The sequence below is a fragment of the Tritonibacter aquimaris genome, from assembly GCF_009617595.1.
Taxonomy (GTDB): domain Bacteria; phylum Pseudomonadota; class Alphaproteobacteria; order Rhodobacterales; family Rhodobacteraceae; genus Epibacterium; species Epibacterium aquimaris.
Map to the genome: position 1 here is coordinate 1 of NZ_WIXK01000012.1, position 14328 is coordinate 14328.

At 58.0% G+C, this 14328-nt stretch carries 8 protein-coding genes and 1 pseudogene; 2 read left to right on the forward strand and 7 right to left on the reverse strand.

Annotated elements, in window-relative coordinates; all coding sequences use genetic code 11:
- The 7 genes and pseudogenes from GG681_RS16150 to GG681_RS16180 form a co-directional block, all read right to left on the reverse strand.
- Positions 1-1444, reverse strand: a 1444-nt coding sequence (locus GG681_RS16150; RefSeq protein ID WP_153549076.1) for a molybdopterin-dependent oxidoreductase, incomplete at its 3' end; no start/stop codon positions are given.
- Positions 1445-1527: 83 nt separating this feature from the next.
- Positions 1528-2796: pseudogene (locus GG681_RS16155) on the reverse strand (NAD(P)/FAD-dependent oxidoreductase); the annotation flags it as partial.
- Between the two features lie 3 nt (positions 2797-2799).
- Positions 2800-4497 (reverse strand): ABC transporter ATP-binding protein, encoded by a 1698-nt coding sequence (locus tag GG681_RS16160; protein WP_153549078.1) that lies wholly within the window; start codon positions 4495-4497, stop codon positions 2800-2802.
- Positions 4498-4502: 5 nt separating this feature from the next.
- A complete protein-coding gene (locus GG681_RS16165) occupies positions 4503-5582 on the reverse strand; it encodes an ABC transporter permease (protein ID WP_153549079.1) in 1080 nt (359 codons plus the stop codon).
- A 116-nt stretch (positions 5583-5698) separates the two neighbouring features.
- Positions 5699-7078, reverse strand: a complete 1380-nt coding sequence (locus GG681_RS16170; protein ID WP_153549080.1) for a CmpA/NrtA family ABC transporter substrate-binding protein — start codon at positions 7076-7078, stop codon at positions 5699-5701.
- Positions 7079-7495: 417 nt separating this feature from the next.
- The gene (locus GG681_RS16175; RefSeq protein WP_194287213.1) at positions 7496-9841 is read right to left on the reverse strand and encodes a methyl-accepting chemotaxis protein; all 2346 of its coding nucleotides are present in this window, start codon (positions 9839-9841) and stop codon (positions 7496-7498) included.
- Positions 9842-9987: 146 nt separating this feature from the next.
- Entirely contained in the window at positions 9988-10545 is a 558-nt protein-coding gene (locus GG681_RS16180; protein ID WP_153549082.1) for an ANTAR domain-containing response regulator, read from the reverse strand.
- 306 nt (positions 10546-10851) lie between these two features.
- Here GG681_RS16180 and GG681_RS16185 point away from each other — a divergent pair, with 306 nt between their 5' ends.
- Both GG681_RS16185 and GG681_RS16190 read left to right on the forward strand, forming a co-directional pair.
- On the forward strand, positions 10852-11919 hold the full coding sequence (locus GG681_RS16185) for a cytochrome-c peroxidase (protein WP_153549083.1): 1068 nt from the start codon (positions 10852-10854) through the stop codon (positions 11917-11919).
- A gap of 33 nt (positions 11920-11952) precedes the next feature.
- Entirely contained in the window at positions 11953-14325 is a 2373-nt protein-coding gene (locus GG681_RS16190; protein WP_153549084.1) for a response regulator, read from the forward strand.
- Positions 14326-14328: the final 3 nt, after the last annotated feature.

Here is a 14328-nt window from a genome sequence, read left to right on the forward strand (position 1 = left end):
CATTTGCGTAGTCAAACGCATCCTGCCAGCCCATGCGGCGGCCAACCTCTGCGATAATATCCCAATCCGCGCGCGCCTTGCCCGGCGCGGGCAGAAATGGGCGCTGGCGTGACATGCGGCGTTCGGAATTGGTGACCGTGCCGGATTTTTCACCCCAGCCCAAGGCGGGCAGCAGCAGATCACAGCAGGCATTCGTGTCTGTATCAACAACAATATCGCTGGCCACGGAAAAGGGCACCGCCCGTATCGCCGCCGCCACCTGATCGGCCTCGGGCATCGACACCGCCGGGTTGGTCGACATCACCCACAGCGCCTTGATGCGGCCATCGGCGCAGGCGCGAAACAGATCCACCGCCTTGAGCCCGGCCTTATCGGCCATGCGCGGCGCGTTCCAGAACCCCTGCACTGTGTCGCGGTGATCTGCGTTTTCCAGATCCAGATGGCACGCGAGCATATTGGCCAGCCCACCAACCTCACGCCCGCCCATCGCATTGGGCTGGCCGGTCATGGAAAACGGCCCCTGCCCGGCGTTGCCAATGCGCCCGGTCGCCAGGTGGCAATTGATGATCGCGTTGACCTTATCGGTGCCACAGGACGACTGATTCACCCCCTGACTATAAAGCGTCACCACGTTTTTGGTGCTGCACCACAGTTCAAGGAACTGGGCAATTTCATCCTCGCTCACCCCACAGGGATGCGCGGTTTCAGCCGCCGCAAGCGCTGCCTCCAGCCCATCCACATGTTGGGCGACATAGGCGTGATCAATCAGATCGCGTGCCGCAATTTCACGTAGCAAACGGTTGAACAGCGCCGCATCTCCATCGGGGCTGATCGCCAGATGCAGATCGGCTTCCTGCGCGGTGGTGGTACGGCGGGGATCCACCACCACAACTTTCATCTCAGGGCGCGCCAGCCGCGCGGCCTCTAGGCGACGATACAGAACCGGATGACACCAGGCGGTGTTTGATCCCACCAGCACCACCAGATCCGCCTGCTCGAAATCTTCATACTGGCCCGGCACCGTGTCTGCACCAAAGGCCCGTTTGTGCCCGGCAACAGATGACGCCATACAAAGCCGCGAATTGGTGTCGATATTGGCCGACCCAATAAAGCCCTTCATCAGCTTATTGGCGACGTAGTAATCCTCTGTCAGCAACTGACCCGAGACATAAAACGCCACGCTATCAGGGCCATGTTCACGGATCGCGGCCTGAAATTTTTCGGCCACCATCCCCAGCGCATGATCCCAGCTGACGCCACGCCCCTTCAGCTGTGGTGCAAGCAGCCGCCCTTCCATGCCAATGGTCGCGCCAAGCGCGGTGCCCTTGGAACACAGGCGGCCAAAGTTTGCCGGATGATCGGGATCACCGCGTACCGAACCATCCGGCGCTGCCAGCACACCACAGCCAACACCACAATAGGGACAGGTGGTACAGATACTCATTGCGCCACCTCATATTGAACAGCACCCGCAGTGCGGATCGCTGCCATCATCTGATGACCTTGTGTCATCTGGCTAAGGTTTGGGCCGCTGCAGCCGCAGATCTCTGCGTTAGCCGGTAAGGCTGCAACGGCCACCATAGGGTCCAGCGGCTCCCCCCTCTGAAAGGCGGGGCCAAAGATCAGCGTCTCCCGCATGTCAGAGATATCTTGCTTGTCGCGTATCAGATTGAAAAACCAATTGCTGTCGCTGGTGTCGCCATAAAACACCGCCCCCACCACGTGGTTGCCCTCCAGCACCAGCCGTTTGTAGACGCTGCGCGCCGGGTCGCGAAACACAATGTCTTGGCGCGTGTCACTTGTGGCAAAATCCCCGGCTGAAAACAGATCGCAGCCGGTCACCTTCAATTTGGTCGAAAGCTCCTTTGGCACAAATACGGCTTTTTGCCCTATTAGGGTCTCAGCCAGCACTTTTGCCTGCTCATAAAGCGGGGCCACCAGACCAAACAACGCGCCTTTATGTTCAACGCATTCGCCCACCGCATAGATGTTTTCATCTGAGGTGCGCAGTTGATCATCCACCTCAATGCCGCGCCCCACTGCAAGGCCCGCCTGCTGAGCCAGCGCCACATTGGGGCGAATGCCAACGGCCATCACCAACAGATCACAAGGCAGTTCGGTGCCATCCTCAAGCAAAAGCGCCCGCACTTTGCCATCTTCGCCCAGAATTTCCTTGGAATTCGCACCACATTTCACCGTGATGCCTTTGTCCACCAGCGCCTTGCGCAGCAGAGAACCCGCCGCCTCATCCAGCTGGCGTTCCATCAGATGGCCCATCAAATGCACCACCGTCACATCGACGCCGCGCGCTGCCATGCCCGCCGCCGCCTCAAGCCCAAGCACACCGCCGCCAATGACAACCGCGCGCTTGCCAGCACCCAACGCCATCATGCGCTTGGTGTCTTCCAGATCGCGATAGGCAATCACGCCCTCCAGATCATTGCCCGGCAACGGGATCATAAACGGGTTGGACCCGGTGCCAAAGATCAGCCTGTCATAAGCCAGCACATCACCGTTTTCCGCCGTTACGGTTTTGGCCGCGCGGTCGATTGCCACCACTTTCTCACCAAAGCGGCAGCGCACGCCCCGCGCGCCATACCAGTCATCGTCGTGGGTCACGATGTCCTGGTAGGTCTGATCGCCCGCCAGCACCGGCGACAGCATAATGCGATTGTAGTTGCCGCGCGGCTCGGCGTTGAACAGGGTGACATCCACCTCAGCGCCCGCGTCAAACAGATGCTCCAGCACCCGGCCCGACGCCATGCCTGCACCAATAACTATGATCTTTTGTGTCATGGGCTACTCCGCAGCAATCGGCTTGGCCGCTGCTTTTGGTTTCGGCTTGGCGCCGTGTTCGTATTCCTCAAGGAAGTCGAGCACGTCCTGGCGATAGCGGTAATAATCCGGATGCTCGAGCAATGCCTTGCGGGTGCGCGGCCGTGGCAGATCCACATCGACAATCTTGCCGATGGTGGCCTGGGGACCATTGGTCATCATCACCACGCGATCCGCCAAAAGGATCGCCTCATCCACATCATGGGTCACACAGATTGCGGTCACTTTGGTGCGCGACCACACTTCCATCAGCACTTCCTGCAATTCCCAGCGGGTCAGGCTGTCGAGCATGCCAAACGGCTCATCCAGCAGCAAAAGTTTCGGCGACAGCGCAAAGGCGCGCGCAATCCCCACCCGCTGCTGCATCCCGTTTGACATCGACGATGCGGGCTTATCCATCGCATCGGCCAGCCCAACGCGCTCAAGATAGTATTCCACCACATCCTGACGCTCTGCCTGGCTTGCCTTGGGATAAACCTTATCAACCCCGATGGCGCAGTTTTCCCGCGCGCTCAGCCAGGGGAACAGGTTTGGCGATTGAAACACCACCGCGCGCTCAGGATCGGCGCCCTCGACGTGTTTGCGATCAAGCTTGATCGCGCCTTTTGAGATCTCATTCAGCCCCGCCGCCATAGTCAGCACCGTGGATTTGCCACAGCCCGAATGGCCGATCAGCGAGATGAATTCACCCTTGTTGACCTGCAGATTGAAATCTTCCACCACGGTCAGCGGCCCCTTGGGGGTTGGGTAGATCTTGTGCAGCTGTGAAAAATCGAGAAACCGCTCCTCGATCATCGATTTTGACGCCTCGCTCACCGCCGCAGGCACACCGTGGATCGGGGTCACATCCGGCAGTTTGGTGCTGCCTTCGGCCTTGGCCTCAATGCCCACATCCATCAGATAGTTGGTCACCTGCATCCGCAGCTGTTTGAACCCTTCATGATGGTTCATCTCGCTGCGCTCACGCGGGCGCGGAATGTTCACTTTGAACTCTTCGCCAAGGCTGCCATCCGGGTTAAGCGCAATAATGCGATCCGCCAGCAAAATCGCCTCATCCACATCATTGGTGATCAGCACGCAGGTCTTTTTGTCCGCCTGCCAGATCGCCTCGATCTCATCGGCCAGATTGGCCCGCGTCAACGCATCCAGCGCCGACAAAGGTTCATCCAGCAATAAAACCTCAGGGTCCATTGCCAGCGCCCGCGCCACATTCACCCGCTGGCGCATCCCGCCCGACAATTCCGCCGGACGGCGCCCAGTGGCGTGGCCAAGGCCAACCATCTTGATGTAATGCGCCACTTTTTCAGCCTTTTCACCAGCTGACAGATTGGGAAACATCGTATCCACCGCCAGGCTTACATTGCCCTGAACCGTGAGCCACGGCATCAATGAATAGCTCTGGAAAATCACCCCGCGTTCCGGCCCCGGCCCGGTGATCGGCGTGCCCTTGAATGTCACCTCTCCCCGTGTCGGGCTCTCCAGCCCGGCCATCAGGTTGATCAGCGTGGTCTTGCCGCTGCCGGAAAACCCCAACAGCACCAGAAATTCACCCTCTTCAACCTTAAGATCAATGCCCTTCAACACCTCGGTCTTCGCCGCGCCGTCGCCAAAGCTTTTGAAAACCTTGTTGAATTCCATTACCGTTGATTGCTTCGCTGTCATGTCGATCACCGGTTGTTGGTAAAGGTAAACAGGGACTGGATCGCATACATCATCCGATCGAGCAGGAAGCCGATGATGCCAATGGTAAAGACCGCCACCATGATTTTCGCCAATGACTGGCTCGATCCGTTTTGGAACTCATCCCAGACAAATTTGCCAAGGCCCGGATTCTGCGCCAGCATTTCCGCCGCAATCAGCACCATCCAGCCCACACCCAACGACAGACGCAGCCCGGTAAAGATCAACGGCAGCGCCGAGGGCAGCACCAGTTTGGTGATCTTGGTCCAGGTGTTCATTTTCAGAACCTTGGACACATTGACCAGATCCTTGTCGATCGACGACACCCCCAGCGCGGTGTTGATCAGGGTTGGCCACAGCGAACACAGGGTCACCGTGATCGCCGACACCAGAAACGATTTGGTAAACAGCCCGTCATTGGTGGTGTAGGTCGCCGACACGATCATGGTCACAATCGGCAACCACGCCAGCGGCGACACCGGTTTGAAAATCTGAATAAGCGGGTTCAATGCCGCATTGGCAGTTTTTGAAAGCCCGGCTGCAATCCCCATTGGCACCGCCACCGCCGTGGCAATCAAAAAGCCAAAGAACACGGTTTTGATCGAAGTCCAGATCTGCGCGTAATAGGTCGGCTTGCCGGTATATGCGCGCTCTTTGACCTTATCTTCCTTGCCCGCTGCGATCAGCTTGGCATTGCGCGCGTCCTGACGCTCATAAAAGGCAGCTTCTTTTTCCCGCTCGCGTTTTGCATCCGCATTGAGGTTTTCCACCTGCTCCCAAACCTGCGCCGGGCCCGGAATGGCCCCAAGCGAGGTCTGCACCTGCGGCGCAAGCCACCCCCACAAAAGCAAAAACCCCGCAATCGCACAAAGCGGCACCCCCAAAAGCTGCCAGATCTCCCGCCCCTGTGCTTTGGGGTTATCACCTGCAACGGCTTTCAGGATCGGGGTCATCCAGGCCAGGCCAAACACCTGAAACCAGGCATCCGCTTTATTGATCCGGGCAAACAGGCGTTCCTTCTTGGCCGCGCGCGCCGCATCGTCACTACTAAAATCTACAGAGGTCATGATGCGTCCTTCACATCGTCTATTTGGGTCGGGAAATGGGATGGCGGGTGGGGCAATGCCGCCTTGGCGGCGCGCGTCACCCCCCATCCCTTTGGTCCTTGCGGATGTGGGATGGTTCAGCCTTGAACCGCGTTGCCAACAACCTTTTGCGCACCTTTCAGGCCAATCGGCAGGCTCTCAAGGTAGGCGTTCGGCGCTTTGCCATCATAGGGGATGCCATCGATGATATCGGCAGGCGGCGTTGGCGCTTTGTAGCCGTCACTGTCCCAGGGGAAATCCGCCTCATTGGCGAGGCCCTCTTCCACCAAAAGCTTTGCCGCCTCCAGATAGATCTCGGGCTTATAGACCGATTTTGCCACCTCATCATACCAGCTGTCGGATTTGGCCTCGGGGATCTGGCCCCAACGGCGCATCTGGGTCAGATACCAGACCGCATCGGAATAAAACGGATAGGTCGCATTATAGCGGAAGAACACGTTGAAATCGGGCACTTCGCGCTTGTCACCTTTTTCATATTCAAAGGTGCCAGTCATTGAGTTCGCGATCACATCGTAATCCGCCCCCACATATTCTGAACGGCTCAGGATCTCGACTGCGGCTTCGCGATTGGCATTGTCGTTTTCATCCAACCACATCGCCGCGCGGATCAGCGCCTTGGTGATGGCCAGCGTGGTCTGCGGGTTTTCGTCGATGAACTCCTTCGACAGGCCAAACACTTTTTCCGGGTTGTTTTTCCACAGCTCATAATCGGTGATCACCGGCACGCCGATGCCTTTGAACACCGCCTGCTGGTTCCACGGCTCACCCACGCAATAGCCATAGATCGTGCCTGCTTCCATGGTTGCGGGCATCTGCGGCGGCGGGGTCACCGACAACAGCACATCCGCGCCGATCTGGCCGGAAATATCTTTGGGCGAATAATAGCCCGGCTCCAGCCCACCCGCGGCCAGCCAGTAGCGCAGCTCATAGTTATGGGTCGACACCGGGAACACCATGCCCATGTTGAACGGCTTGCCCTGATCTTTGTAATCTTCCACCACCGGTGCCAATGAGGCCGCCGAAATCGGGTGCTGCGGGCGACCATCTTCCATTTTGGGCACATGCGGCAGCATCTGCTCCCAGATCTCATTTGAAACGGTAATGCCGTTGCCATTCAGATCCATCGAAAACGGCGTCACAATATGGGCCATGGTGCCATAGCCAATGGTCGCCGCCAAAGGCTGACCCGCCAGCATATGCGCACCATCCAGCTGGCCATCAATCACCCCATCCAAGAGCACTTTCCAATTGGCCTGCGCCTCCAGGGTCACAAACAGACCTTCATCCTCGAAATAGCCGTTCTCATAAGCCACAGCCAAAGGCGCCATATCTGTCAGTTTGATAAAGCCAAATTTCAACTCATCTTTTTCCACATCCAAAAGCTCGGCAAAGGCCGGAACTGCCAGGCAGGTGGTCAAAGCGGAAGTTGCTGCAAGGGTGGCGATTATGCGTTTCATATTGCGTCCTCTGTCAGGTCTCATGGCCTTTTGGCCAAGAAAAAAAGCCGCTTGAACCCAGGGCCGGGAGGGCGGCCCAGGGTCTCAAGCGGCTTTGCTGTTGCGAGATCTTACCGTCCCGCTTGGCTTGGAACGCCATTGTTCCAAAATCCTGTGATCACCATTAAAAACGCAGCCCACAGGATCAAGCATCCCCCCGCCCCTCACCGCCACCACGCCAAGGGTGCTGCATTTCAAGCCCTGTTTTTCTGCATCTGCACAATTGTTGAGCAGCGCAAAAACCGACCTATCGACCCAGCGCATAAAACCACCGGGCTGCCATCGCGGATCTGCCCAGCAATGGATTCGGCACACACAGAAAAGCCCACCCCGGCTGGGGTGGGCTTTTTATGGGTCACAGGCCTGTCTGGCTGGGGATTAGAAATCCTGCCATTTGGCATTGGCCTCTTTCAGGACCTCTTCCCGCGCGCCGCCGGGTTCTGCCACCTCTTCCTGCCAATCTCCTGCTTCAGGCGCAGCCGGGGCGGCAGGTTTTTGCACGTTGCTGCTGATGCTGCCCTCGGTCTTGAAGGCCGCCATCAGCTGCGACAGGTCCGAGGCATCCGCGCGCAGCAGGTGGCTTGCGGCGGTGGTCTCTTCCACCATGGCTGCATTGTCCTGGGTCACCCGATCCAGCTGCGATACGCCGGTGTTGATCTCACTCAGCGCGGTGGCCTGTTCTTCGGCCGATTGCACAATGTTGGTCACCAGGCCAGAGATATGGGTCACCCGATCCGAGATCGCCTGCAGCGCAGAGCCTGTGCGCCCCACCAGATCCACACCGCGATCCACCTGACGGCTGCTTTTCTCGATCAGGGTTTTGACCTCAAGCGCCGCGTCTGATGCCCGCTGCGCCAGCGCCCGCACTTCCGAGGCCACAACCGCAAAGCCCTTGCCTGCTTCACCGGCCCGCGCCGCCTCAACACCTGCGTTCAACGCCAGAAGGTTGGTCTGGAAGGCAATGTCATCGATAACGCCAATGATCTGGGTGATGTGATCCGAGGACGCCTCGATCTCATTCATTGCGGAAATGGTTTCGGTCACCACTTCACTGCTTCTATCGGCATCCTGTTTGGCTTCGCTGGCCGCAGTTTCCACCGTGCGCACATTCTCGGTGGCGGATTTCACACTAACGGTGATCTCCTCCAGCGCCGCGGCGGTCTCTTCCAATGTGGCGGCCTGGCTTTCGGTGCGCGATGACAGATCATCTGCCGCTGCGTTGATTTCATTGACACCTTTTTCAATGCTATCCGCACGCTCAGTCACTTTTAGGACCACATTGTTCAGCCCCATCATCGCATCATTGATGCTATAACGCAGGCTCTTGTGCTCTATGGGGAAGAACTCGGTGATGTGGTTGCGGAAATCACCCTCGGCCAGTCCCATCAGCGCCTTGCTCAAAAGCTCTACCACGCGCTCATTGGCCTTTTGCGTCTCAACCTCGCGCTCTTTGGCCTCTGCACCTTGCTGCAGGCGGACTTTCAGATCTTCGAGAATCTGCGCCATCTTGCCAACTTCATCGTTGCTGTCGGTGCCCTGCACTTCGATGTCATAGTTTTCATCTGCCACGCTTTGAATGTCATCCGACAGGGTGACAAACCGTTTGGCAATCCAACGCGCCACCAGGAAACAAACCAGCGACATGATCACAGCGGTGGCCACCAGACCCAGCAGCGATGCCATGATCAAAAAGCGGGTGGAGGCCAGCGCCTCATCGGCGTGCAGTTCAACGACTACGCCCCAGCGTTCGCCGCGCAAGGTTTCCACTGCATAGCTTGCTGCCACCACCTCAGAGCCATCAACCCCGATGGTGTCATCAAAATAGCGGTTCTCCCCAGCAATCGCGGCCTCGATCTGCGGGCTCAACGCGCCAGAGCTTCCCACCACTTCGCCCGAGTCTGAGGCAGAATGAGACAGCACCTGCCCCTTGGTGCCCGTCAGGATCACCCGGCCGGTATCACCCAGAAGATCCGATTGTGACAGGATCTTGCTGATTTGACTAAATGGAACCTGTACCGCAACCACACCAACACGGGTGCCGTTCTTAAACACCGGATGCGCCACAAACAGCGCCGGTTTGCCACCGCTGGCCGCAAAGGGGGCGATATCGGTCATATAGACCTTGCCCTGCGCCGATGTGTTGCTGTTGCGAAACGCATCGCCAAGACCGGAATCGGCGTATTTGCCATTCACGTAGTTCAGGCCAAAATCATCTTCTTTGTAGACCGAATAGATCAGATTGCCCGCGGTATCGAACAGGAAGAGATCATAATAGCCATGTGTTTTCTGAAAGCTGCGCATGCTCATGTGATAGCGGCGGTGCACGGTGCTCCAGCTGGAGTTATCCCCTGCGTCCACAACATCTGCCTGCTTATTACTGTCGTGATTTTCATGGGAATTATTGCCCATATAGGCGGTGCGCACCTGGTCGCTTGCATCCGGACCCATCAGACGCCAGGCTGAGGTGAATTCAACCAGCGCATCCTGAATGGCGACATTTTCAGCCAGCGCTTCTGTGTCATGTTCGATCGAATGCAACCACTCGGTCAGTGCCACCGCCCGCTCGTGGGCGAGGATCGTATAGGTTTCTTCGTTGTCCTCATCAAGGACCACAACCAGTTCCCACAACTGCACCAAACCTGACACTACAACGAACAAAACTGTAGGCAAGGTGATCAACAGCGGCAGCTTTTTGGAAAGCTTCATATCTTTGAGGATTTTCATCGCGTTACTCTTACTCCAGACCATACCATGAGCCGAAACACAGCTCGCCTTAGCCAGAGACGCTAGTAGGGAAAAATTTTCACAACCCTAACGCTACATAAAACCGCCATAAATAAAGAAAATGAAATCTACGCAGTTTGAATATATCACGATAAAAGCTCGGATGCGGTGACAATTGCCGCCGCCACATCAGCCACCCGCCGCCCCTGTTGCATCGCGCTTTGGCGCAGCAATTTATAAGCCTCGCCCTCGTCCAGACCTTTGGCCTGCATGATGATGCCCTTGGCGCGGTCGATGGTCTTGCGCTCGCGCAGGGCCTGCTGGCTGGCTTCCAATTGTTGGCGCAAGTCCCGCAACTGTTCAAACCGCAACAGCGCCGTTGTCACCTGCAGCGGCAGCTGCGCGGGGTGGTCACAAAACCCCATCACCGCCGTGCCCATGCGCGCCAGCTGCGGATCAAGGCTTTTGGTCAGCACCACGGTGGCGCTCTGTTCGGCGGTGGTGGTCAAATCATCCAGCCGCTGCGCCGACGGGCTGGGCAGATCAGCAACCACCAGATCAACGCGGGATTTACGCAGAAACGGGGCCAGCTCTGCGGCGTTTACCTGCTCCAGCGTGCGATGCGGCGCCAGTGGGGCCAGCGCTTCGACGATTTCGGCACCGCGATCTTGCGCGGCAACCACAATGGACAATGGGTTCAGCATATCCAAATGCTAGCCGCTGCCACGGCGCAAATCTGCCCCACACCCAGGGCAGCGCCTCGCAACGCTCAGAATCCGGGCACAATCGCCGGGCAGCAGCGCCAGATGCTGAAAAACCAAACAGATCTGGAATCTTTATCGCCGCAGAAAACCGCGCGATTACACATAAGACCCGCCTCCGCAAAACCGTAAACGCTGCGCCATCTCACAATTATAGGTGTATTTTGCGCTGCTTTTTTCAGCCGGTTTACCGCTGCTCAACGCTTGCGCCGTAAAAGACGATGCAGCCAGTAAAAGGATATCGCGCATATGCGGGTCTTGACCAAAGCCCTGTTTGTTCTGTCCGCGTTGGGAGCAACGTTGTTTTTGCATGCGGATAGCCATGCGAAATCCTATACTTATATCTCTGCAAAAGAACTGGCGCAGGCGCTCACTGGGCCGGATCGCGCCACCCGTTCGGCGTTTCGCCGCCCAACGCGCATTCCTTTTCCGCCCGACAATGCGTTTCGCCATGATGCGGCGGTGCTGGGCAAGATGTTGTTTTTTGATCCTCGCCTGTCCGGCAGTCAAAACATCAGCTGTTCCACCTGCCACAATCCCTCTTTTGGCTGGGCCACCCCGGTGCATCCCGTCGCCTCTGAGCAGGAACGTGTGGGACGCCGCCACGCCCCCAGTATCGTGAATGTGGCCTGGACCACACCGCTATTTTGGGATGGGCGCGCCGCCACATTGGAAGATCAGGCCGTAGGCCCGATCCTTGATCCCAATGAAATGGATTCGGATTTTGACACCATCATCCACCGGCTCGAAAAAGTGAGCGCCTATCGCCGCTGGTTTGATCTGGTCTACCCGGACGAAGGGATCACAGCCGGTACCGTGGTGCGTTCATTGGCGACCTATCAACGCACCATTGTCAGCGGCGGTGCCCCGTTTGATGATTGGATCTCCGGCAACGCCGGGGCAATCTCGGATGAAGCGCGGCGCGGGTTTGAACTGTTTCGCGGCCGTGCAGGCTGTATCAGCTGCCATTCCAGCTGGATGTTCACCGACAACAATATGCATGACATCGGCTTGCGCAGCCCCGATCTGGGCCAGGGCGCGCTGGAAGGCCAGCCCAGCAGCCAGAACTATCATTTCAAAACTCCGGGCCTGCGCAATATCACCATGCGCGCGCCCTATATGCACGATGGCTCCATCCCCACCCTGCGCGAAGTGATCCGCCACTACGCCAATGGGGGCTCTATCTGGGTGGCGCGCGATGTGGATATTGAACCCTTTACCATCAGCGAGACCGAAATCGACGAACTCATTGCGTTTTTGAACACGCTCTCCACCAGCAACCCGGTGGGTCAGCCCCCCACCCTCCCCGCCAATTAACCCCCTATTGGCAGAGGCACAGACCCAAATATCATGAGCATTAAAAAGTCCATTGTTGTCCCCGTCATGATCCTGGCCTCTGCAATCTTTGCGGTTGCGCTCGCGGTCAGCGGCACCATTATTTTTGCCAGCAACCGCTCCAACACTCAGGTCAGCGAGGCGTTGGAAATCACCCTGAAAACCCAGCAGCTCAGCACCCAGACCCATGCCGCGCAAGAGTATCTCAACCGGGTGCTCGACATGACCGATTTCAGCGAAATGGCAACGCTGGAACGCGACATCACACATCACAGCAACACCATCAGCGACAGTCTCAAGGACATCACCGCCCATCACCTGCCCAAATCGCTGTCCGCTCAGGTCGACACGTTGCGCGATGAGCTGAAAAACTGGCGCACCCTGGCACAGCAACGCCTTGGCCTCACCGGTCTGGCGCAGATCCCGACCCGCTCCACCTTGGATCAGCAGGCCCATACGGTGCTCAACGCCACCGCCACGCTTGCCACTGCCGCCGCTGATTTTGCCAAGATGGAGATCAAACGCGCCCATCTGCGCACCCTGCGCATTTTTGCCGCCTCGATGGCCTGCACCATGGCCATTCTGGCGCTGGCGCTGGTCTTTGCGTTCAAACGCGCCTCGCAGATGTCGCATGCGGTGTTGCGGATTTCGTCGCGGGTGCTGGGCTTGGCCCGCGTCGAAGGCGACCCGGAAGAACAACCCGAAAACGAGCTTGAAGCGGTGCATGGCGCGCTGGACAAACTACATGAATCGCTGCGCGAAAAACGTCGTATCCAGACAACCCTGATCGAAGAAAAGACCCGCGCCGAGGCCGCAACAGAGTCTAAATCGCGGTTTTTGGCCACGATGAGCCATGAAATCCGCACCCCGATCAACGGGGTTCTGGGCATGGCCGATATCCTCAATGAGACCGAGCTCACCGCCGAACAGCGATCTTATTCCGAAACCATTCTCGCCTCCTCCGAGGCGCTGCTGCGCATCGTCAACGATATTTTGGATTTCTCCAAACTTGAGGCCGGAAAAACCCTGCTGTTGCAGCAACCCTTTGATCTGCGCGACGTTTTATTTGATGTGGCAACGCTGGTGTCTTCGACCGCCACTGCCAAAGGGGTTGAGGTAGCGATTGATGTGCCCGATGACACCCCGCGCCACTTTATTGGCGACAGCGGCCGTATCCGGCAGGTTTTGCTCAATATCATCGGCAATGCGGTGAAATTCACCCCACAGGGCTATGTGGGCATCACCCTTTCTTATGATCCCAACCGCCCCGAGCCACTGTCCATTGCGATCGAAGATACCGGTGTTGGCATCCCGCAGGATCAGATCGATCACATCTTTCAGGCCTTTGAACAGGTCGAAAGCACGGTGGCGCGCCGGTTTGAAGGCACGGGTCTCGGCCTTGCCATCACCGCCCGCCTGGTGGATGCAATGGACGGGCGCATTGATGTGACCTCAACGGTGGACGTCGGCTCCTGCTTTACCCTGCATCTGCCCCTCGCCATCGCCGCCCTCGAAGAAAGCCCGGCCGCGGGCCGCAAAGCCCAGATCGAACAGATCGCAGGCAAATCCATTCTGCTGGTCTCCAGCCTGCCCTTTGGTGCCGCGCTGCGACAGAACCTGCTGAAAAGCTGGGGCGCCGAGGTACAACAATTCATCGATTGCACCAGCGCACTGGCCAGCAATACGGCGCAGACCTGCGATCTGGTGCTGGTGGAAACCCTGCTCGAAACCGAAGAGGCGGCGGAATTTGCCCGCCGCTTCTGGGCCCTCCGCCAGACAGAGCCAAAGATCCCGATCCTGCTGACCACCGATGGCCATCACATCACCGCGCTGCAATCGCTGAAATCCCAGGGCCCAATTGCCGCTTTGATGCGCCCGGCCCGCAATGGGGTTTTGCTGCAGACATTGGCGCAGGCGCTCTGCCCCAAAACAGATCTCGTGGCCCCGGTCCCGAACCAGAAACCACAGCAGGTCGATCTTTCGGCTTACCGCGTCCTTGTCGCCGAGGACAACCGCACCAACCAGCTGGTGCTGCGCAAGATGCTTGCTCCCACCGGGCTCGATATGACCTTTTGCAACGATGGTCAGGAGGCGGTGGATACCTTCCGCACCAGCCAGTTTGATCTGGTGCTGATGGATATGTCGATGCCGGTCATGGATGGGGTGCAGGCCACCCGGATGATCCGCAAACTGGAACAGGATATGGGGCTCATCCCCTGCCCTATTCTGGCGCTCACCGCCAATGTGATGGACACCGACGAAGCCGCCTGCCGCGCGGCCGGCATGGTGGATTTCCTCACCAAGCCGGTGCGCAAACAGGTGGTGATTGCGGCAATCGAACAATGGGGCAGCCCCAGACAGGACCACCCCAAGGTTGGCAATCTTTAAAAT

Bases quoted from the DNA above. Each gene is read 5' to 3' on its own strand.
- GG681_RS16160 (WP_153549078.1), bottom strand. From the start codon at position 4,497: ATGACAGCGAAGCAATCAACGGTAATGGAATTCAACAAGGTTTTCAAA.
- GG681_RS16165 (WP_153549079.1), bottom strand. From the start codon at position 5,582: ATGACCTCTGTAGATTTTAGTAGTGACGATGCGGCGCGCGCGGCCAAG.
- GG681_RS16170 (WP_153549080.1), bottom strand. From the start codon at position 7,078: ATGAAACGCATAATCGCCACCCTTGCAGCAACTTCCGCTTTGACCACC.
- GG681_RS16175 (WP_194287213.1), bottom strand. From the start codon at position 9,841: ATGAAAATCCTCAAAGATATGAAGCTTTCCAAAAAGCTGCCGCTGTTG.
- GG681_RS16180 (WP_153549082.1), bottom strand. From the start codon at position 10,545: ATGCTGAACCCATTGTCCATTGTGGTTGCCGCGCAAGATCGCGGTGCC.
- GG681_RS16185 (WP_153549083.1), top strand. From the start codon at position 10,852: ATGCGGGTCTTGACCAAAGCCCTGTTTGTTCTGTCCGCGTTGGGAGCA.
- GG681_RS16190 (WP_153549084.1), top strand. From the start codon at position 11,953: ATGAGCATTAAAAAGTCCATTGTTGTCCCCGTCATGATCCTGGCCTCT.